At 71.5% G+C, this 20,374-nt stretch carries 20 protein-coding genes and 1 pseudogene; 3 read left to right on the top strand and 18 right to left on the bottom strand.

Annotated elements, in window-relative coordinates:
• Nucleotides 1-41 precede the first annotated feature (41 nt).
• The 9 genes from V2S66_RS19685 to V2S66_RS19645 form a co-directional block, all read right to left on the bottom strand.
• Nucleotides 42-950 carry a bifunctional DNA primase/polymerase gene (locus tag V2S66_RS19685; protein ID WP_330797228.1) on the bottom strand — a complete coding sequence of 303 codons (909 nt, stop codon included), beginning with the start codon at nt 948-950 and terminating at the stop codon, nt 42-44.
• A gap of 97 nt (nt 951-1,047) precedes the next feature.
• Entirely contained in the window at nt 1,048-1,356 is a 309-nt protein-coding gene (locus V2S66_RS19680) for an RRQRL motif-containing zinc-binding protein (protein WP_330797178.1), read from the bottom strand.
• A 209-nt stretch (nt 1,357-1,565) separates the two neighbouring features.
• The gene (locus V2S66_RS19675; protein WP_330797176.1) at nt 1,566-3,758 is read right to left on the bottom strand and encodes an ATP-binding protein; all 2,193 of its coding nucleotides are present in this window, start codon (nt 3,756-3,758) and stop codon (nt 1,566-1,568) included.
• Nucleotides 3,759-3,844: 86 nt separating this feature from the next.
• Nucleotides 3,845-4,042, bottom strand: a complete 198-nt coding sequence (locus V2S66_RS19670) for a DUF6257 family protein (RefSeq protein ID WP_330797175.1) — start codon at nt 4,040-4,042, stop codon at nt 3,845-3,847.
• Nucleotides 4,039-4,362 (bottom strand): hypothetical protein, encoded by a 324-nt coding sequence (locus V2S66_RS19665; protein ID WP_330797174.1) that lies wholly within the window; start codon nt 4,360-4,362, stop codon nt 4,039-4,041. Before V2S66_RS19665 ends, V2S66_RS19670 begins: the two co-directional genes overlap by 4 nt.
• 16 nt (nt 4,363-4,378) lie before the next feature.
• On the bottom strand, nt 4,379-5,200 hold the full coding sequence (locus tag V2S66_RS19660) for a DUF2637 domain-containing protein (RefSeq protein WP_330797173.1): 822 nt from the start codon (nt 5,198-5,200) through the stop codon (nt 4,379-4,381).
• Nucleotides 5,197-5,493 carry a hypothetical protein gene (locus tag V2S66_RS19655; RefSeq protein WP_330797172.1) on the bottom strand — a complete coding sequence of 99 codons (297 nt, stop codon included), beginning with the start codon at nt 5,491-5,493 and terminating at the stop codon, nt 5,197-5,199. The genes V2S66_RS19660 and V2S66_RS19655 overlap by 4 nt, the downstream gene beginning before the upstream one ends.
• Nucleotides 5,494-5,579: 86 nt before the next feature.
• The gene (locus V2S66_RS19650) at nt 5,580-6,056 is read right to left on the bottom strand and encodes a transcriptional regulator (protein ID WP_330797171.1); all 477 of its coding nucleotides are present in this window, start codon (nt 6,054-6,056) and stop codon (nt 5,580-5,582) included.
• Between the two features lie 556 nt (nt 6,057-6,612).
• Nucleotides 6,613-7,329, bottom strand: a complete 717-nt coding sequence (locus V2S66_RS19645) for a GntR family transcriptional regulator (protein WP_330797170.1) — start codon at nt 7,327-7,329, stop codon at nt 6,613-6,615.
• Nucleotides 7,330-7,388: 59 nt separating this feature from the next.
• On the opposite strand from V2S66_RS19645, the gene V2S66_RS19640 reads away from it, so the two are divergent.
• Nucleotides 7,389-8,198 carry a class I SAM-dependent methyltransferase gene (locus V2S66_RS19640; RefSeq protein WP_330797169.1) on the top strand — a complete coding sequence of 270 codons (810 nt, stop codon included), beginning with the start codon at nt 7,389-7,391 and terminating at the stop codon, nt 8,196-8,198.
• A gap of 42 nt (nt 8,199-8,240) precedes the next feature.
• Here the strand turns inward: V2S66_RS19640 and V2S66_RS19635 are convergent, their stop codons facing one another.
• A complete protein-coding gene (locus V2S66_RS19635) occupies nt 8,241-8,774 on the bottom strand; it encodes a hypothetical protein (protein WP_330797168.1) in 534 nt (177 codons plus the stop codon).
• 30 nt (nt 8,775-8,804) lie between these two features.
• Nucleotides 8,805-9,719 (bottom strand): hypothetical protein, encoded by a 915-nt coding sequence (locus tag V2S66_RS19630; protein ID WP_330797167.1) that lies wholly within the window; start codon nt 9,717-9,719, stop codon nt 8,805-8,807.
• A 312-nt stretch (nt 9,720-10,031) separates the two neighbouring features.
• On the opposite strand from V2S66_RS19630, the pseudogene V2S66_RS34565 reads away from it, so the two are divergent.
• Nucleotides 10,032-10,118, top strand: a pseudogene (locus tag V2S66_RS34565) (glutamine synthetase); the annotation flags it as partial.
• Between the two features lie 55 nt (nt 10,119-10,173).
• Here V2S66_RS34565 and V2S66_RS19620 read toward each other — a convergent pair.
• Nucleotides 10,174-10,812: a hypothetical protein gene (locus tag V2S66_RS19620; RefSeq protein ID WP_330797165.1), complete on the bottom strand. Its 639-nt coding sequence runs from the start codon at nt 10,810-10,812 to the stop codon at nt 10,174-10,176.
• 289 nt (nt 10,813-11,101) lie between these two features.
• Here V2S66_RS19620 and V2S66_RS19615 point away from each other — a divergent pair, with 289 nt between their 5' ends.
• Entirely contained in the window at nt 11,102-11,851 is a 750-nt protein-coding gene (locus V2S66_RS19615; RefSeq protein WP_330797164.1) for a GntR family transcriptional regulator, read from the top strand.
• Between the two features lie 219 nt (nt 11,852-12,070).
• On the opposite strand, the gene V2S66_RS19610 is transcribed toward V2S66_RS19615, so the two are convergent.
• From V2S66_RS19610 to V2S66_RS19585, 6 genes are all read right to left on the bottom strand, one after another.
• The gene (locus V2S66_RS19610; protein ID WP_330797162.1) at nt 12,071-14,389 is read right to left on the bottom strand and encodes a hypothetical protein; all 2,319 of its coding nucleotides are present in this window, start codon (nt 14,387-14,389) and stop codon (nt 12,071-12,073) included.
• Complete coding sequence (locus V2S66_RS19605) at nt 14,386-15,570, bottom strand: hypothetical protein (RefSeq protein ID WP_330797161.1); 1,185 nt, start codon at nt 15,568-15,570, stop codon at nt 14,386-14,388. Before V2S66_RS19605 ends, V2S66_RS19610 begins: the two co-directional genes overlap by 4 nt.
• Nucleotides 15,571-15,886: 316 nt before the next feature.
• Nucleotides 15,887-16,543, bottom strand: coding sequence for a Crp/Fnr family transcriptional regulator (locus tag V2S66_RS19600; protein ID WP_330797159.1), 657 nt, complete (start codon nt 16,541-16,543; stop codon nt 15,887-15,889).
• 168 nt (nt 16,544-16,711) lie between these two features.
• A complete protein-coding gene (locus V2S66_RS19595; protein ID WP_330797227.1) occupies nt 16,712-17,764 on the bottom strand; it encodes a TolB family protein in 1,053 nt (350 codons plus the stop codon).
• 122 nt (nt 17,765-17,886) lie between these two features.
• On the bottom strand, nt 17,887-19,203 hold the full coding sequence (locus V2S66_RS19590) for an MFS transporter (RefSeq protein ID WP_330797158.1): 1,317 nt from the start codon (nt 19,201-19,203) through the stop codon (nt 17,887-17,889).
• A gap of 3 nt (nt 19,204-19,206) precedes the next feature.
• Nucleotides 19,207-20,052 (bottom strand): alkaline phosphatase family protein, encoded by an 846-nt coding sequence (locus V2S66_RS19585; protein ID WP_330797226.1) that lies wholly within the window; start codon nt 20,050-20,052, stop codon nt 19,207-19,209.
• Nucleotides 20,053-20,374 lie beyond the last annotated feature (322 nt).

Genomic DNA, 20,374 nt, shown 5'->3' with positions numbered 1-20,374 from the left:
GGTGAGGCTTTTCAGGCGGGGGGATCGACCCCGGGCGCTGGTCATGACGCTGCCTGCCGGGGGCGGGCGGTGCGGATGGCGTAGTCCAGGGCGCTGCGGATCGTGGTGCGGCACTCGGACGCCGGCAGTCCGGCCGACTCGCCCCCCGCCTGAAAAGCCTCCTCGACTGCCGTGCGGTCCAGGTCGCCCCACGCCACGAACCGGCCCACCGCACGCACCGCGCGCAGCAGTTCGGCATTCCGCCCACCCTCGCCGGTCGCGGCGACGGCGGACACCTCTCGCTCGAACACCACAGCGGCAAGACGGGGCGCGTCGCGGGGCGCCGTCGGGCGGATTGGGGTCGTGGCGGGACGCTGAGGGGCCGTCAGGGCGCTTTGGAGCCATTTGGGCAGCTTTGCAACCGGCGCGTCGCACAGGACCGTGTACGGGCCCTGAGGGACGCGACTGCCCGGGGCGACGACCTGTCCGCCCCACGCGCGGGTGTCCACCCGTGGGGCGAGGGTCCCGGCGGTGTTGCCCAGCCGGACCCCAGCCGGGACGGCGAAGTACAGGTGTCGTCCGCCGCGCGCGGTCCGGATCGTACGGGTGGCGGGGACGGGCTTGCCGGCGCGCTCGCAGAGCGCAGAGAAGTTCGTCGCGCCGTCAGGCGTGCCCTTCTCGTCTGTCGCCTTGACCGTGTCCAAGTCGACCACCAGCAGCCCAGCCGGGCCCGTGGCGATACCGACATTGAACGGGCCCGCGGCCCAGCAGCGTTCGATCCGGGCAGGGTCGGTGGTGGCCCGCCGCTCGAACGTCCGGTGCCCGTGCGCGCAGTCCCCGGTACGGGAGCAGGTGCGCTCTCCGTGCAGCGCGGGGACCTTGCTCCCCGGGTGCAGCGGGATCACAGGCCAGCCGCGCCCGGCGGCGCTTAAGGCCGCCGCGAGCAGCGCAGATTGGTCGGGATGGGCCATGCTGGACATCTCCAGTTCCTTTGGTCGGGTGCTGGCGTGGGGCGGTCTGCGGACTTTGGCGAGGCAGCAGACCGCCCCGTTCGTCGGTGAGCGGGGGTCAGGCCGAATGGCAGGGCACGCACGTGCCGAGGGATCGGGGGATGACGTAGCCGCGATCGAGGCGGCATGCCGGGCAGGTGCGGCGGGCCCGCATCGCGGCGTCCAGGGCCCGCCAACGCGCGGCGGTCATCGGGCGGACGGGGCGGGCCCGGGCACGGTCGTAGAGGAGAGCGAAGCGGCGCCCGCGTCGCCACCGGATCTCCGCGACGGGGTCGTTGCCGCCGGGCCGAAGCCCTGCGGCGCGGAGTTGCCGGCGCGTCATGAGTCCGTCGGGGGCGAGGCGGTAGGGGTAGACGGGCAGGGTCACAGCGTCTCCGTTTCTGGACGCCGGGCGGTTACTGTGCGTGCAGGGAGGGAGGCATAGGGATGCCCGGGGGCCCGTGTTTTCGGGGGTTTCCGCAGGTCCGAGAGGCGCGCCTCCCTGACTCCCTGTGTGGGTATCAGTACTGATCAGGTCGGGGAGGAAGGGTCAGGGAGGCGGGTAGGGAGTTCTCCCTGCCTCCCTGACGACCTCCCTTACTCTCCGTCACTCTCGGCGGCATCCTCGGTGCCGCTGTCGCGGCGGTCGATCGCCTCGCGGACGAGGTTCGCGGACACGACCATGACGCCGGACTTGTAGGGCGCGGCGCCCGCGGCGGTGAGTACCGCGGTGAGGTCCTGCGCGGTCCAGCGGGCGTAGACGGCGGGGTTCAGGGTCGCCAGTCCGTGCCGGACCTCGTCGGTCCGCATCCGTGTGGCGTCTCCCATCACGGCGAGGATGTCCGCGAGGTGGTCCACGGTCTCCGTTTCGTCGTCCTGCGCGGTGGTGCGGGTGTCGACGCCGGCGCGCCGGGCCTTGATGCGCTCGGCGAGTTCCTTGGCCTGGTCCTCGTCGATGTAGTGCGTCCGGACCGTGATCGAGGGCTGTCCGGGGGCGAGCTTGATGCCGTCACCGGCGACCACGACGACACCCTTGTCGAGTCCCTGCCGGAGCTTGTGCGGTGCCGCTCCGGCGTCGACGGCGTTGTCTCCCAGCGCCATCCGCGCCTGCGACTCGGTGCCGAGTACCAGCGAGGAACGGATGTGGTTGCCCTCGCGGGAGCGCTTGGGCAGGTTCTCGTTCGTCGGGTCCTGAGTGCCCTCCCAGATGGTGACGTTGACCGCGCGGCCCTGGTCGTGGATCTTCTTCACGGCCTGGAAGTAGCGGCTGGTGGCCTTGCTCCCGCCGTAGGGCGCGCCGTACCGGACGGTGCCGTTGTCCGTGGTGTACGACTCCCGGGCCGCAGACCCGTACGCGACCTGCGCTTCGTCCACGATGATGACCAGCGGCGGGAACGTGTTGCCGGAAGGGGCGAGCAGGCGACGGTTCATCTCCTGCACGCCTGCTTTGACCATCTCGGTCACGTCGATGACGTGGTCATCGGTCGGTCCCTCGATCAGCACTTCCGCGATCCCGGTGAACATCCGCCAGTCCCCGATGCCCTTGAGATCGCCGATCCAGAACCGCACCGCGACATCGTGCGCCAGCCACAGGGCCAGCGCCCGGAGCGAGGCGGTCTTGCCCTGGTTGGACAGGCCCGTGATGAGCATCATCCGCTGATACAGGCTGATCAGCGCGGTGTCTCCGCGCAGGTCGACACCCCAGGGGGCGCGGCCCTTGATGTAGTCGGCGGTGATGTCAGGGTCCATGACCAGCGGCGACGGGCCGATCGGCTCATCCAACGCCCCCGAGTCGGCGATCCACGCGCGGACCGTGCGGGCGGCCGGCGCGATCGACAGATGCACCTCATGCTCATGGCGGCCCAGGTTCTCCGCGAGCTTGCGGCGCCGGTTCAACACTTCCTCCGTGGACGATCCGGAAGGAAGCGTGATGTCCACTTCCACGCCGCATCCGGCGAGCACGATCGGGGAGAGCATGCCCGCGCCGTTGTCCTCCATCGACTTGATGGCGTTCCGCAACGGGGCGATCCCCAGGTCGCGCAGGGCCTTGACGACGATCGAGGGGGTGACCGGTTCGCCGTCGCCCCGCTCCCGGGCGGGAAGCGCCCACTGCGGCGCCGCGCCGCGCAGGCGACCGACGTTCCACAGACCGAGGAAGGCGGCCCAGGGGGCGAGGAACAGGGCCGGACCCCACACGATCGTCACGATCAGCACGGCCCACCGGATCGCGTCGATCGTGACCATGATCGGGGCGAGCACAAGGCCCGGGTCCTTCTCCGCCACCGCCAGCAGCATCCCCAAGCCCAGCAGTCCGCCCGCGGTGGTGGCGGTGCCGACCACCAGGGCTTTCGCCGCGCGGCCCGGCATGGTCAGCATGTCCATCCGCCGCTGGTGACGCGCGGCCCGGAACTGCCGTCCGCGCTCCTCCCATTCCTTCGCCTCTTCACTGTTGCCGGCGGCTTCGGCGATCCGCATCATCCGCTCATACCGCGCGGCGCTGCGGCCATCCCAGGCGCGCTTAGCCAACAGCCCCGCACCACCCGCGACATACGAACCGTGCCGGGCCACCAGTCGGGCACCGGTCTTGGTCCGCTCATGCGTGATGACGTGCCGCGTCACACCCACGGCACGCCGCACCCGCACCCCGTAGTCCGGCCGAACCGGGGTCGGAGTGGGAGTGTCGTTGGGGATGACGACGCCTTCCAGCACCGGGCGCGGCTGGTCGTCGCGCTTGGTGAAGTCGGTTATGGGTCGGGGGCGGTGTGTGTTGATGTCGATGATCTCAGTCATGCTGGGGTCTCCTGCTTCCTGCATGGGGAGCGAAGGGCCCGGGGTGGCCGGTGTCTTGGCGGATGTGCGGCCACCCCGGGGCAGGGTCACGTGCGGGCCGCAGCAGCGGCCTTGTCTGCGCGCTCACGCGCGGCCTTGAGAATGCGGTCCAACTTGCGCTGCAAGTCGGCGAAGTAGACGTCTTCACCGGCGAGGCTGCGCTTGGCCATACGGGCGACCAGCCATGCGACCTTCGCGGCTTCCGCACCGGTCAGGGGCGGGTCGTCGGGGTGGGTGCGGATCATCGGCGGCCACCACCGGAGCGGACGTCGCGCCAGATGCCGTAGACGACCAGGACCACGATCGCGGTGCAGCCCGCGGCGATGGCGAGCGCGACCGCGGCGAACGCGACCGTGATCATGAGCATGGAGCCGCCCGCGCAGATCGCCAGCCACTTGCCGGCCGTGGCGGCCGTCGAGGGCTGGACGATGACGGGCGGGGGCGGGGTGGGCTGCTGGGCCTGAATGATCTGCTGGGCTTGCAGCGCGGCGAGGATCGCGGCGAACTGCTCACCCTGCTTCGCGGCTTCGACGGCTTCGGCCGAAGCTGCGGGGAGGTCGGTCATGGCGGGTCTCCGGTTCTCACAGGGCCGCCGCGCTGGACTGCTGCTGGTCGGTGTCGACCAGGTGCAGCGGCGCGGGGGCGGGAAGCGGATTGAGGGTCAGGCCGTGCGCGTCGAGCAGCGCGCGCAGGCGCGGGACGCCGATACCGAGCGCGGCCAGGACCGCGCGCTGCGACAGCGGCGCGTCCGCGCCGGTGCGCAGCTCTCGCAGGTGCGCCAGCAACTCGTCATCGGTGCGCACCGGGCGGGCGGTCTTGCCCGCGCCCGGGGCTTGCCGGGGGCGTCGCGGTCGCGGTGCGGGCGACGGGTCGACCGGTGCGGCCTGCGGGGTCGCGGGGGTGGGAGCGGTCGCGGGCTGACCAGCCGGAACGGACTCGACCGGCGGGACTGTCCCGCCCGCTTCCGGGGCGGTGACGGGTACGGGGTCGGCGAGCGTGGCGGGTGAGGCGAGCGCGTCGTGTACCTGTCGCATCAGCGCGCCGAACGCCAGCAGCGCAGCGGTGGGCGGTACTGCGGCCACGACGTAGGCCAGGGTGTGCGCGTGCGCACCGACACCGGAGATGTTCAGCGCGATGGAGCCGCCGCTGCCGGTGACGGTCAGGCCGATGGCCCACCAGTCGGTGCGCGCGGTGAGCGAGGCGCGCAGCAGCAGTAACTCACCGGCGACGATGAACAGGTCGAGCGTCGCGGGCCAGGCCCACGCCCGGGCGGGCGAGGTGGCCAGGCCGTGCGTGGCGGCGACCGACTGTAGGTGCGCGTAGGACAGCCAGAACGCGGCGGCGGTCAGGGCGATGATGACCCCGGCGGCGGCCATCGTGAGGATGCGCGGTGCGGTCTTCATGCCGCCACCCCCCGGCGGCGCGGCCGGCGGACCGGCACGGCCGGACGCGGGGTCGGGGCGAGCCGCAGCAGCTCCGGCATGGTCTGGCCGATGGTCTCGACCGCGAGCGCGGTGGTGCGGTCGTACAGGCCCGGGTCGTCCGCGATGATGTCGCGGGCCGCGGCGAGCCGGGCGGCGCGCTCCTGGTTGCTCTCGCCCTCCTGCCCCAGCCACAGGTCCAGCGGGGTGCCGAGGGCCAGTTCGAGGAAGTCGGTGGTGCTGGTGGCCCGGTGGGGGCCGATGAAGTCAGGCATGGGAAGCGTCTCCGAACGGATGCGAAGGGGCCCGGGGTGGCCGGTGTCTTGGCGGATGTGCGGCCGCCCCGGGTGAGGAGGTTGGGTCAGAGCAGGGTGATCAGCAGCGCGGCGACCAGCAGCCACAGGTGGTGGAAGGACCGGTCGAGCGCGTAGGCGCCGGTCCCCAGGTGCGCGGCCGTCGAGCCGTCCCCGGTGACCGGGTGCGCGGGATGCGCCGGCGTGCCGAGGTCGTAGAACTCAGCCTTACCGGTCACCCGGGCCAGGGCAGCCAGGGTGCTGCGGCGGTCGGCCCACCAGTGCGAGAGCGCGTCCACGCCCATCCCGGCCAGCAGACCGAGCAGCGACAGGCGCAGGCCCAGCAGCGCGGCCACGGGCAGCAGCACGATCAGCTTGGTGGCGGTCAGGGTGGCCACGTGCCGGGCGTCGGCGAGGCGGCCCGGCCAGCCAGGGCGGCCCTTGGCAAGCGCCTGAGCGTGCGTCTGCACCCAGTGATCACCCACGGAGTGAGCGACGTACAGCGCGGCGAACACCGCGGCGAACGTGCCTGCGGCGGCGCTCACCTGCCACTCCCGTTCTCGGAGCGCTTGTTGGCGTCGGCGACCTTCCGGGACAGATCGTCCCGTTCGGCCTCTGTCAGACTGACGAACACAGGTCCTCCTAGTCAGGTACCTGTAAGCGGCGTCTGGGGTGCCACCCGGACGCCGCACTCATGAGGGACGCTCCTGCGGCCCCACGCCGACCACCGCCACAACCGGCGCGATGGACGACGTGCAGCACAGGCTGCAAACGCGCAGCTCAACAGCCGCGCAGACCGCCTTTTCGACTCGGGGAGGCGGGGCCCACGTATGGAGTTCTCAAGCAACGAGCGCTTCCTTCGGACCCGTCTCACGGGGCCCTCCGGACGCACCTGCGCATGGCGGTGTGGTTCACCCGGAGAGATCCGGGCGACCCTGCGGCCACAACCAAGAGACTGGACCGGTGGACCGGTCCAGTCAAGTCCCGCGCATCCAACGCCACTCCGCCGAACGGGTGTTAGTGCAGGTGAGAGCGCGTCAGATGGGCAGAAAAAAACCTGGACCGGTGGACTGGTCCAGGTTCACGTGCCGGGCATTGGCTCTACATGGGGTAGGTCTCGACCTGCTCGAAGTACTCGGCAGGAGTCGCGCCTTCCTCGCAGACGAGTGCGCGGTGCTCCGCGTCGTAGGCGATGTGGAGCACGACGGCGACAGCTGTCGGACCGTCAAGTCCCAGGTGTTCCGCCTCGACCTCGGTAGCCAGGCGCACCGTGGTCACATCCTCGCCCTCGACCGGGAAGCGTCCCGTGGAGCGACGGACGTAGCGGGTCGTTCCTTCGGTCAGCGGGGCGGCCTGGCCTAGCCGCGGGGCCTGCTCCGCGATGTCCGGCGGGAACCACGCCTCCGTGTAGCTGTGCGGGGTGCCGTCGGGGAGCTGCTGCACGCGCACCCGGCGGAGCGCCTGCACGCCTTCGTCCAGACCGAGCGCGCCAGCGACGCGTTCCGACGGTGTGGCCCAGTCGGGCGTTCCCACCCGCAGGAAGGGCATGCCGCCGGTGACCCGGGCCGATCCCGCGCGGCGCCCGCCGGCCGGGCGCGCGACGGGAACCTCGGTGACGACGAACCCCGTGCCCTGGCGTGCCTCGACCACCCCATCGGCGCGCAGAACGTCCATGGCTTTGACCGCCGTCGCCCGCGACACCGACCACTGCTCGGACAGCTCACGCGTGGACGGCACCGTGGCGCCAGGGGCAAAGTCGCCCTCAGCGATGCGGGCCCGCAGAGATTCCGCGATCTCTTCGTACTTGAGCGTCGCCATACGCCCTCCCAGGGCTTGCCGTACTGGACTGGTCCACCGGTACACACGATACTGCCACCATGTCGAACCTAGAGCTGGCACCCGAGGTCGAACGCTTCTACTCCGAGACCGTCGACGAGAGCGAGCGTCTGAGCATCGCTGCAGATGGACGACTGGAACTGATCCGCACGCAGGAGCTCCTGCGCCGGTACCTCCCGCCGGCGCCCGCCAAGATCCTGGACGTCGGCGGCGGCCCGGGAGCCCACGCGCGGTGGCTCGTCGAAGACGGCTACGAGGTCGACTTGGTCGACCCGATCGCGCGGCATGTCGAGCAGGCGTCGAGCATCTGCCGCGCCTCGATCGGAGACGCCCGCCACCTGGACGCGGCGGACGACAGCTACGACGTGGTCCTGCTGCTGGGCCCGCTCTACCACCTGCCCGACCCTGCGGACCGCCGGCAGGCACTGGCCGAAGCCCGCCGCGTCGTCCGCCCCGGCGGCCTGGTCGCCGCAGCAGCAATCAACCGCTACGCATCACTCTTCGAGCACGCGGCCCTGGCCCACCTGCACACCGAGCGGATGCAAGCCTCCATCTCCGAAATCCTCCGCACCGCCACCTACGACGGCAACCGCGGCTTCACATTGGCTTACTTCCACCGTGCCGAAGAACTCGCGGACGAGCTTTGTCAATCGGGCCTGAGCGAAGTAGACGTGCTCGGAATCGAGGGGCCAGCGTGGTCGCTGCTCAAGGCTGTCGAGAATTACTCCGAGGGGCTTTCAACTGAATCGCTATTCAATTCAGTACTCGCGGCGGCTCGAATCGCCGAGTCGCATTCGGAACTACTCGCCGCGAGCTCGCATTTGCTCGCAATGGGACGATGTGGAATGTGATAGAGCCGGTTCGCGCGTAGTGCTGGAGGGATCCCCAGGGGCTTATTTCTTCGGGGGAAGTCTTGCAATCTTGCTATGCGCGAACCACAGTCTTTTTAGTGCCATGAAGACGGTCATCACCAAGTGAAGAAAAAGAAACGTGAGAACGCCTGTCCAGGCTGCTCCGACGGGCTGTGTGGACTTATGGGTCACGCTCGCAGCGACCATCGCAACGACTAGAGTAAGTCCCACGATGACGGACCAACTCACATTCGCAAACAGCTCTTTAACCTGTACTACCAACTCGTGATCGCGAGTCAGTCCCTCGTCTCTTTGCACTCTTAGACTCAAGGTGAAAACGTTGGTCAATAGGCCGAACAGTAGGCCCGTAAAGATGCCAATCCCACCTACCAGGCGAGACACATCCAGTAGCTTGAAGTGCTTAAAATGGGCCATAAAGGAACACGTCAAAGCGATGGCCAGTGGCGCAATAACAAAGGCGATATAGTCGGAGACCATCACCTTGTCCGTGGTGTTATTCCGATACGTCCTGAAGTTGGCGCGAATGATGTCACGGACATCCCATTTGGCGCTCATTGTGGCCCTCCCCCACGCGGTGGGTCCGAGTCACCGCTGCCAGGTGTCCCGGGTCACCCCCATGAGGTCTAGTGAAGCACCTGCCTCTGACAGTACCGCCTCACGGAACACGGTGTCGCTGGGTCGTACGCCCCCTGCATCTTCAAGCTGATACATGAAGCGAGGGAAATCTCGACCCACGACGATCCGCCTCGACCGTCCGTCACGTTCAATCTCCAGGTGCACCTCATCGGCTTCGGGTATGCCGGAGATTGAAAATACGGTTGATGCCGGAAGCTCCTTCTTGAGGGCTCCGCCCAGCCACCATTTCGGGAGTCGTGTTCCGCGTCCTGATTTGGAGATGAATTCCTGTGCGCGAACGCCTACGCTGCCATCGGAATCCGAAACGTGTGCCACGAACTTGATTTCTTGTAGTTCGGATTCATCGATGAACGCCTTCCAAGCATCCGTATCCTGCAGTGGGGACCGCTCTAGGGTCAGCCTCTCAGAGTCGTACTTCTCGCGGAACCAGTCATAGAAAGAGTTCCAGAGTGATGTAATGGCCGAGTTGTGCCCTACGACTTCCGTCGCCCATAGGGCCCGATCCCCGGCTGTCGGTACAATAAATGCCTGCCGCATCGGATATGTCGGGGCGTCCGAATCCTTTATGCTATAGGTGTCGTCGCCTGTGTCCTTATCTACCACCTTGCCGGTTGATCCGAATCGGCCTGACTCGACAGTTGGCCAGATGATCCGGTTTTTGGTAGAGGAGCGGCTTAGGCGAATGTAATGCTCGCCCTTGTCGAGGGAAACGCCTTTGGTTCCCATTTGATTTTCAAGGAAATTTTCCAGATCTGCGAGAAGGTCGGCTCGGGACGGCGTAAAGCTCGCAACGTCTCGGAATGCGTCCTTCTTGTTGAGCTGTCGAATCCTGAGCTCGTATATGCAGAACTGGTGGCTGGGCATCGGCGCTTCTCTCCGTGTCAAGTGAGTGCACGGAGTCTACCCACTTGGACGGCTATAGGTGCGAAAACCGCTACATCTGGTGCAGGAAGGGAGTGCGAGCTCTCTGTGCAACCCGGATCACGGGAGCGCGCCAGCGAGGGCGTAAACCTGGAGGGTGGAGCGGCGGTGGCTCTAGCACGCAGGTTGTGGGGCCGTCTGTGGGCCGTGCGAAGGTGGCCAACGTTGACCGATGTCGACCGGTGACGAGTGTTCACTTGCAGGTCAGAGGGGGTCATCGGGCCGAAGGCGCAGGCCGCTTGGCGGGGGTGCAACTTCCTGCGCAACAAGAAGCAGGAGTGGGAGGAGTACCGCTCCGAGGTCACCGCCTTCGAGCTGAGGAAGAACCTGCCGGTGCTGTAGCCGCACCCGCAAACCCCGGGCCGGCGGCCGGCGATGGTGGACCGCCGGCCCGGGGTCAGTTCGGCAGGGCGTCGTACTGCTTCTCGGCCAGGCCGCTGACCTCGGCCCGTTCCGGGGACGTGCGGGCGTAGACGCGGGCATAGAGGAAGACGTCGCCCAGGGACGCGGCGGCCTTCGCCGAGGTGTGGCCGAGATCGTCGACGGCGGGGACGAGTTCCCCGAGGCCGTGGATCGCCGGCAGGGCGAACGTCGTCGTCGGCTTCGCGGCGTCCCGCCAGTTCCCGGTCACGCTGAGGTACTCGCTGCCGGCGCCTTCCGCGGAGGAGAACCTCACCAGCCAGATGTCCTTCTGGGTGCCGTCGGCGTCGAACCAGCCGTGCCGGACCGCGGTGGTGAAGCCGCGGGAGACCAGAAGATCCCGCGTCGACGCGCGGTTCTTGCTGGTGTAGAAGGCGTCGAGGAACTCGTCGAGGTTCATGACCCCGGTCCTGGTCTGGGTCCAGGGCCGTGCGCCCGCCGGATACGGTACGAGCAGCGCCATCAGGTCGGCCCCCGGACCGGACGCGCCTGCCACCCGCGCGTCGGCCGAAGCACCGGCCGCCCGCCCGATCCGCGCGTTGCCGGTGACGGAACACGCCGCGAGAAGTCCGAACAGAGCCGCGAGGGACGCGACGCGGGCAAGCGGGATGCGCATGGGGTGACTCCGAGAGGACGAGACCGGCACACTCGCCCCGAACTCCCGCGCCGGACCACCCCGGGCTCCCGGGGTCTCGGTCGAACACGTGTGGGACGCCGCGATGATCGTAGCGGCCACCGCCCCCGGCGGACCTGGGGGTGGCCCGTCCCCTGTACCCGGAGTCATCCCCTGGCGAGATCGGCGACGAGCGCGAAGCCGCGACCTGACTCGTCGTCTGCGACGTCGGCACGAGCCCGTCCGTCGGCGCCCGCCTAGGATGTCTAGAGATCACCAGGAAGGACGTTCGATGACGACCGCGGGCAGCAACCGGGAGCCGAAGTACCGGCGCATCGCCGGTGCGCTCAAGCAGGGCATCGAGGCGGGGCGGTACGCGCCCGGTGACCGTCTGCCGGGGGAGAACGACCTGATGGCCGAACATGGGGTCGCGCGGATGACCGCGCGTCAGGCGCTCGCCGTGCTGCAGGCCGAGGGCCTGGCCGAGGCGCGCAAGGGCGCCGGGGTGTTCGTGCGCGAGTTCCGTCCGATCAGGCGGCGCGGGATCCAGCGGCTCGCGCGCGAGCGGTGGGGGTCCGGCCGTTCCGTCTGGGGCACGGACGTGGGCGACCGGGACCTCGCCGTCGAGGTCGTCGAGGTCGCGGAGAAGGACGCTCCCGAGGCCGTTGCCGGAGTGCTCGGCGGAGCCAGGACGTGGGTGCGCGACCGCCGGTTCGTGCTCGACGGCAAGCCGGTGCTGCTGTCGGTGTCGTACTACCCGGCCGCGCTCGTCGCGGATTCGGCGATCACCCGGCATGACACCGGCGCCGGCGGCGCCTACGCCCGCCTCGCCGAACTCGGCCACGAACCCGTCCGGTTCCGCGAGGAGATCCGCTCGCGGATGCCCACCGCCGACGAGGCGGACCGGCTGCGCCTGGCGGCGGGCACGCCGGTCGTCCTCGTCTGCCGGACGGCCTTCACCGCGGACGGGCGGGCCGTCGAGGTCAACGAGATGGTTCTTGACGCCGGCTCGTACGTGCTGGAGTACGAGTTCGAGGGTTGACCCGCAGCCGCCGGCGCGGTGTCAGCAGCGGCGCAGGTGGTGGACGACGAGGCGGCCGTCCGTGAGGGCGTCCGCCCGCGCCGGGCCGGCCGCCGCCCGGGTCGTCGGCAGGCACTCCGTCAGCCCGGACCTGCTCATGCCAGGCTCCCGGCGTCCGCCCCGACCGGCCAGGGGACCGGGGCCGGCGGCCCCCCTCGTGCCGCCGGCCCCCGGCGGGGGTTACGCCCCCGCCGCCGGGCCCTCCTGCGCGGTCCCGCCCCCGGACCCGGCCGCGGACCCGCCCGCCGGGGCGCCCGGCTGGCGCGGGACCAGCTGCTTGACCTGCGCGTCCCCGGCCGGCCGCTCCTTGGACTCGGCGAACCGGCGGCTGTTGCGCTGCCGCTGCTCGTCGAACCACTCGCGGCCCTCCGCCGCCACCGCGACGAGGATCCGGGACGCGGTGGAGATGCCGGACGCCTCCTGCGACAGCTGCAGCAGGTGGCGCAGGTCCTCGTACGCGTGGTGCCGGATCGTGGTGAAGTTCTCCACCTTCAGCCGGGTCTCGTGGCTGCTGTCCCGCTCGATGACCAGCTCCTCGCTGAGCATCAGCTCACCCTGCTCCGGGTTGCCGCGGATCGACCCGTCCGGCAGGACCGTGACGGTCTCCCGGTGGCCGGAGCGGCGGTCGGTCAGCTGGATGCTGGCCCGGTCCACCTTCACCGACGAGATCGACTCGTAGCGCTGGGACGTGTCGGACCTGCCGTGGTGGGTGCCCTCGGCGAAGTCCAGCGTCCACGTGGCCAGCCGGATGCCGCGCTCGGTCATCACGTAGAGCCGGACCCGGTAGACGGAGTACCGCATCGGGCCGTTGAACACCCGCGCCCGGCGGGCGTCGTCGCCGGCCTCCAGGACGAAGAAGTCGTAGACGACCTGCTGCGGGCGCAGGTCGTACTGGGCGAGGGCCTCGCCGCGCAGCCACCGCGTGTCGTAGTTGAGCCAGCGGCCCATCTCCCAGTCCTTCGGCTGCTCGGCGTCCAGGAAGGCCCGCCACTCGTCGTACGCGCCGCGCTCGCCCGCCGCGTGGGCGTCGATCTCCTCGCGGTCCACCGTGCGCCGCAGGTGTTCGTGGCGGAACGGCACCGCGCCCTTGGCGCCCAGCCAGCCGCCGCCGGCGCAGAGCACCGCGGCGAGGGCGGTGGCCCCCGCGTCCTGACCACCCGCCGCCGAGCCGACCGCCAGCACGCCGATCGCCAGCAGCAGGAGCCCGCCGAACCACCCGGCATGCATCGCGAGCGACACCCTGCTCCGGGGCCCGTTGCCGAGCCCTCCCTCCCGCCACAGCCGCGCGGCCTCCCGCGCGTAGCCGCGGACCAGCCAGTCGAGACCGTACGGGTCGGCGTCCGGCCCGTACGTGTCGGTGAGCGTCAGCGTCAGGTCGTCACGCGTCACCGCCGACGCGGCCCACCACGCGTTCCGGTCCTCGTTCTGCCGCGGCTGCGCCGCGAAGTGGTCGGTGACGATCTGCCCGACGGCGGCGGCGAACTCCGCCTGCGGCCCGGCCGGGACGCCCGGGTCCCATTCCGGCAGGAACGGCACGTGCCGGCGGCTGATCGGGCCGCCGTGCTCCCGCCAGAAGTCCTCGACCTTCGCGCGCTGCCGCAGCCACGCGCGGTCCGGTCCGAAGCGCAGCGCGCCGGCGCCGCCGGCCGCGCACAGCAGCAGGCCGACGAGCGCGGTGCCGACCGAGCCGCGGAAGGCGGCGGGGACGCCCTCCACCAGGCCCGCCAGCAGCAGCAGTCCGCCGGCCACCGCCATGGCCTTGAACCGCCGCTTCAGCACCACGCCGACCTGCTGGACCCGCACCGGCGGCAGCGGCTCCGGCTCGAAGAACAGGGGCACCCGCTCGCGGCGCCGCCCGTCGAGCCGGTGCTCCTCGATGTCCTGCCGTTCGGCCGCCGCACCGCGCTCCCGGGCGATCTCCGTACCGAAGTGCCGCAGGTGGTCGCGGAGTTCGCGCTGCCGGTCCTCGGTCAGCGCGGCCGCGGCCGTCTCCGCGGTGCCGCCGCGGCGGGAGGACAGCTCGTCTGCCGGGTCCGCGTCGGAGGGGCGCCCGAACGCCTCGTCCAGCATCGTCATGACGACCCGCAGCGCCTGCCCGAACGGGTCCCGGCCGAGGTCGCCGGCGAGGCGCTCGACGGCCCGCAGGCGCTCCATGTCCTCAGGGGAGGCCACGTCCTGCACGGCGCGGCGGCTGACGATCGACAGCGCCCAGTAGTAGAGGACCTCCGGCGTGTCCAGTCCGTGCGCGACCGCCTCGCTGATCAGCTCCTCGGCCCTCACGCGCAGTCCGGCCTCCAGCAGCCGCAGACCCATCGCGTAGCGCTCCTCGGGGGTGGCGTCGGGGTGCACGACGTACTGGTCGCCGCCGATCTGGGTGACCTGGCCGTGGTTGGCGCCGACAGCCTGCTGCACCCCGACGTCGCCGCCGGGTCCGCTGCTCTGGTGGACGCCGGGGCCCTGCTGGGGCGGGCGGCTGTCGCCGCCGTTCATCGTGTTCATGATCCGTTCCCCCTGACTGACGCGATGACGGCGGCCGCGGCCGCCGCGAGGGCGGTCACCGGCTCGACCAGGCCCCGGAAACTGCGCAGGGCCAGCACGAACCTGCTGCGGCCCGCGGGACCCGCGGCCGCCTCCCGGGCGGCCTCGTCGAGCGCGCGCGAGGCGCCCTCGAAGGTGTCCGCGTCCACCTCGCTGTGCTGCCGGGCGTCGCGCAGCGCCCGGCGCAGCGTGGTGATGTGCGCGAGGAGGACGGGGTCGGGCGCGGGACCGGCGGAGCCGGCGCCGCTCTGGCTGACATAGCCGTGGTTGATGCCGACGGCCTGCTGGGTGCCCCCGCCGGTCTGCGACACGGACACGGAGTACGGCTCGTCGGGTGAGTCGGGTGAGGCTGTGGGCATCTCCGGCCTCCAGGACGGGTGCTGTGCTGCGGTGGTGGGTGCTGCGGTGGTGGGCGGTGCGGTGGTGGGCGGTGCGGTGGTGGGTGGCGCGGCGGCAGGCGGCGCCGCACCGTTCGCGGAGCGTGCGGCGGCCGCGTGCCGTACGGGGTGGCCGGCGGCCGCCGGCTCCGCGGTCCCGGCGTGCTCCAGGCCCGGCGGCGCGGGGTAGCCCGGCACCAGGACCCAGACGGTCTCGTCCTGGATCTCCTTGGCGTCGAACCGCACCGGCCGGAACGCGGCCGTGTCCAGCTGCGGGTAGTCGTGCCGGAGCACGCTGCGGTGCCAGCCGTCGGAGATCCCCAGCACCAGCTGCGCGTCGCCGGCCGCGGCCAGCGTGTCGCGCAGCGGCTGGTGGTCGACCATCCGGCAGGCGGTGTTGAGGTCCTCGCCGACCCAGCCGCGGCCGTCCCAGGCGACCTCGCCCGAGTGCAGGACGACGCGCAGCCGCAGGGCCGCGGCGTCGCTGCTGGTCTGGGCGTGCGCCCGCAGCCCGGTCCGCAGCCGGGCGACGAACAGACCGACCAGGTCGGTCTTGGGGACGGACCCCGGCAGCAGCAGGAACAGGCCGTCCCCGCGGTCGACCGGCCGGGCGCCGCCGCGGTGGTCGATCCCGGCCTCCTCGAGCGCCGATTCGAGCAGCTCGTACAGGCTGCGGCGCAGGAAGGTCTGGACGGGATTCGGCCGGGCGCCGAACCGCTCGATGTCGACGACCAGAATGACGAAATACTGTGGTGTGACTGCCACGTGTTGTCAGCCTCTTCTCCCCGGTACCCGGCGCGTTCTCGCGGAGCCGGTGCGCGCGGTGCGCCCCCTGCCGGTCCCGCGACCGCCGGTGGTGTGACCTGCATATCGAGTGCGCGGCGCCGTCCGCAGCGTCAGATGACGCACTGCGCGGGACCGTTCTCCGGTCGTTGCCGTCGGTTCCGCGGTGCCGCCGTACCGCCGTTGCGCCCCGACGCCGTACCGCCGTTCTTCGGCCACCGCCGCGGCCGGCCGACGTCCGCCGCCGACGGCCGTGCGGTGTCGTCGAACGGCAGGCGCGCTGCCGGCCCGTGCGGGGTCAGCCGGCGCCCCAGCGCGCCAGCCGTTCGGGGTCGGTGACCAGCAGCCGGCCGCGGGCGACCAGGACGAGTTCGTCCTGCTGGAGCACCCGCAGGGTGCGCACCACCGACTCCCGCGAGGTGCCGGCCGCGCCCGCCAGCTCGTGCTGGTTGACGACGACGGCGAGCGCGCCGGGGCGGTCCGCGACGGGCACGCCGTGCGCGAGGGCCATGTCGAGCAGCACCCGGGCGACGCGGATGCCGGAGCCGTACGCGCCCTGGTCCGCCCGCAGCCGGTCGGAGTCGCGCAGCCGCGCCGCGACGCTGCGCAGCACCGCGAGCGCGAGCGCGCCGTGCTCCTCCAGCAGCCGCAGGAACCGCCCCGCGGGCACCGACACCCCGGTCACCGGACGCATGGCGACGGCGGTGGCCGAGCGCGGCCTGCCGTCCAGGCAGGACAGCTCGCCGAGCAGGTCGCCCGGCCCGCGGACGGCGAGCACGCTGGTGTAGCCGTTCGGCGCCTGCCGGGCGACCTTGACCAGTCCGGTCTCGACGAGGATGACCTCGTCGGGCAGTGAGCCCTCGGGCAGCAGCGTCTCGCCGCGGTCCCAGGTCCGCTCCCGGCCGGCGTGGTGGACGAGCATCAACTCGACGTTTGTGAACGGATGTTGTGGCATCCCGGGCCCCCACCCCTGTGCCCGGTGCGCGGGCACGCCTGACTGACTATCAGACCCGAGGGGCGGTATTCGGCCGGATGTCGGAAGATGCACTCATTCCGATGAACTTCGACTGTTGTGTTCCCGGGTCGGTGCGAAGTGTGGGTGGGCCCCGGAGGGGTGGAGCCGTCAGCGGATCCAGGCGGGGGAGAGCGCGGAGGCGGTCAGCAGGCGGGGCGCGCCGCTGCCGTCGGCGGGCACGGTGTAGAGGTCGGAGCCGTAGTCGCCGGGCAGCGCGTACGCCAGCGTGTGGCCGTCCGACCAGACCGCCTGGTCGTCGACGTCGCGGGTCTCGGCGGTGGGGTGGTCGCGCAGGGTCGCCAGGTCCAGCACGTACAGCCGCCAGGGGGCGTCGGAGGACAGTCCCGGCACCCGCTTCTTGAAGGCGATGCGGGTGCCGTCGGGGGAGAGCGACGGGCACTCCACGTTGGTGCGCAGCGTCACGGCGGTCCTGGTGGTGGTGTCGCCGTGGATCAGGTAGGTGTGACCGCCGGTGGCCAGCGTCGCGTAGAAGTGCGTGTCGTCGGCGAAGGTGACGCCCCAGAAGTTGACGTCGGCGGCCCGCACCCGGTGGCCGTCGCGGGTCACGTCGTAGTCCTCCAGGGTGGACTGCAGGACGCCGGTCCTGGTGTCGAGGATCGAGGTGCGCGTGGAGAAGGCGCCGACCGCGTACGAGTCGCCGCCCACGAAGACCGTCCAGGCGACCATCCGCCCGCTGGGCGAGACCCGGGCCCGGGTGGGGATGCCGGCCAGCGCGACGGTGCGGACCGTGCGCAGCCGCGCGTCCAGGACGACCGCGCGGTACGAGTCGTCGACCGCGCCGCGCACCGCCTGCAGGCAGATGCCGGTGCCGCCGGCGGCGTAGAAGCGCAGGCACTTGACGCCGGAGGCGGTGCGCGGCCCGTTCGGCGCGCCGGCCGGGACGCCGGTCAGCTCGTCGCGGTGCGGCCCCCAGGCCATCGAACGGAACACCAGCGTGCCGGCCGCCGGGGCAGCCGCGCCCGCCGCCGGGGCGGCCGCGGGCGCGAGCGAGACCGGCCCGGCGTGCACCACCGGGCCTCCCGCCTGCACCTGATTCCTGCGGTCCGCCCTGGCCGAGGCGTGCCAGACGGCCGCGCCCGCCACGCACGCCAGCACCGCCACGCACGCCACGAGCACGAGCAGCCTGCCGCGTACGCCCATCGGCGCCTCGCCGGCCGCCGTCGCGCCGCCGTCCCCAGCGCCGGCCGCGGAACCGGCGGCGGAACCGTCCGTGCCCGGCGTGCCGTCCGGCCCCCCGACGCCCTGGCCGTCCTCGGTCACCGTCATCGCGTCTCCTGTCCGCGCGGCCGCAGCGCCAGCGCCATCGCCATGCTCACCGTCAGGGCCACCGCCGCGCCGCCGAGCGCCGAGCGGTCGCCCCAGGCGGTCCAGGCGGCGCCGAAGGCGATCGAGCAGACGAAGCGGGCCGCGGCCTGCCCGGTCTGCACGAGGGCCAGGCCGCTGGAGCGCAGCCCGGCCGGTACGGAGCCGGCCGCCGCGGCCATCAGCACCCCGTCGGTGGCGGCGTAGAACGCGCCGTGCAGCCCCAGCACGGCGTACGGCAGCGCGCCCGCGCGCGAGCCGCCGAGCAGCAGCCCGTAGGCCAGCAGCAGCGCCAGGTGGCCGCCGACGAAGACCCGCCAGCGGCCCACCCGGTCGGCCCAGCGGCCGAGCGGCACCGCGAGCAGCAGGAAGGCCGCGGCGGTGCCCAGCGGGAGCAGCGCGAACCACCGGTCCGGCACGCCGAGCCGGCGCTGCAGCAGCAGGTAGACGAAGGAGTCGCTCACCGTGGCGAGGCCCAGCGCGACCGCGCACAGCGTGAGTCCGCGCAGCTCGCGCCGGTTGAGCAGCGCCAACGCGGCGCGCAGCGTGGGGCGTTCGGCTTGTGGTTCGCCCGCGCCGCCGGCGGCCGGCGCCGACCGCCCGGCGGGCAGGCCGAGTCCGGGCGCCCGCGACGGCACGAAGAGCAGCAGCACCACCACGCCGAAGGCCGCCACGCAGAAGCTCACCGTGAACACCGCGTCGTAGCCGTCCGCGGCCTGACGCAGAATCAGGAAGGCGGCCAGCGGCCCGAGCAGCGCGCCGGTGGTGTCCATCGCGCGGTGCACGCCGAAGGCACGGCCGCGCACCTCCGGCGCGGCGGACAGCGAGATCATCGCGTCGCGCGGCGCGGTCCGCAGGCCCTTGCCGGTGCGGTCGGCGGCGAGCACCGCGCCGATCAGCGGCAGGGTGTGCGCGGCGAGCAGCAGCGGCTTGCACAGCGCGGACAGACCGTAGCCGACGACGGCCACCGCCTTGTGGCGGCCGCCGCGGTCGGCGAGATGGCCGCCGACCAGCCGGACCAGCGCGCTGAAACCGTTGTAGACGCCGTCCAGCAGCCCGAAGCCGAGCGGGGACAGGCCGAGTCCGGTGACCAGGTAGAGCGGCAGCACCGCGGTGACCATCTCCGACGAGACGTCGGTGATCAGGCTGACCGTGCCGAGCGCGAGCACCGTGGCGCTCACGGCGGACCGCCCGGGGAACAGGCCCCGGGCGGTCGGGCGCGCGGTCGGCGAGGCGGTCGCCGCGGGAGTGCTGCCGCGGCTCTCGCTGACGTACATCCGTCAGCCGGCCCAGATCCCGGTGATGTCGGACGCGGAGGCGGCCTGCCCGGCGTGCGAGGAGGTGCCCGCCAGGTCCTCCAGCGTGCGCAGCAGGTTGTAGTGGTTGTACGTGGTGGCGGACGAGCTGCCCGCGGTGACCGGCTGGCCGTAGAACACGGTCGGGATGCGGTTGCCGCTCAGCGAGTTGTCCTCGTCGAAGGTGACGACGAGCACGCTGTTGTGGGTCTTGGCCCATGTGGCGTACGCACCCAGGTTGTTCTTGATCCAGGTGTCGCCGGTGGAGACCGAGCAGTCGTGCATGTCGCTGCACAGGTTCGGCGTGACGAAGGACATCTTCGGCAGCGTCGAGTAGTCCGTGGGGAACTGCGCGAAGGTCTTCGCGGTGGAGGTCGGCACGTTGCTGAAGCCGAACCACGGGTTGTGCTTCTGCGCGTAGTTGCCGCTCTTGCAGGTGGTCGAACCCTGGCTGGGGAGCGTCTCGTTGTAGCTGCCCCAGCTCTTGCCCGCGGCGATCACCTCGGAGCCGAGGTTGGCGGCGGAGCTGAAGCCGGGCGTGACGCAGCTGTCGTCGGTGACGCCCTGCGTCGAACCGGAGAACAGCGCGTAGTAGTTGGGCTGGCTGGGGTGGGTGATGGCGTGGCTCTGGGAGATGTTCGCGCCGCCGGACTTCAGCGAGTTGATGTACGGGGCGCTGGAGCTGCCGATCACCTGGCTGTACGCGTGGTTCTCCATCACGACCACCACGGTGTGGTCGGGGGTCGGTACCGCTCCGGCGGCCTGGGCGGCGCCGCCCAGGCCGGCCCACAGGCCGGCGGAGGCGGCGGCGAGGCCGCCGGCGGTGAGCATTGCGGTACGACTGCGGCTGCGCACGGGTTACCTCCGGTATGGGGGTACGAATGTGGTGTGCGATGTGCATGCCAAAGCTAGGGCTCCCGTTACCGATGAGGTACCTGTACCCAGGTGAACTTTCGCAGAACGGCCGGAACCCGCCGTGTGGGAGTCCGCGCCCGGGGCGGTTACGCTCGGAGGGCGCCTTGATCAACGGCCGGGCGCACGGCGTGCCGCGGTGGCGGCGGCCGGTGGTCAGGTGCGGCGGTGGCGTGCCGTGGTGGGACGCCGCGGTGACGCGCCGTGGTGGCGTGCAGTGGTGTGGGCTGACTGGTTGTGG

Origin of the sequence: Actinacidiphila polyblastidii (assembly GCF_036353415.1) — a bacterium.
GTDB lineage: Bacteria > Actinomycetota > Actinomycetes > Streptomycetales > Streptomycetaceae > Actinacidiphila > Actinacidiphila polyblastidii.
This window is presented reverse-complemented; position numbering and strand designations above follow the sequence as displayed.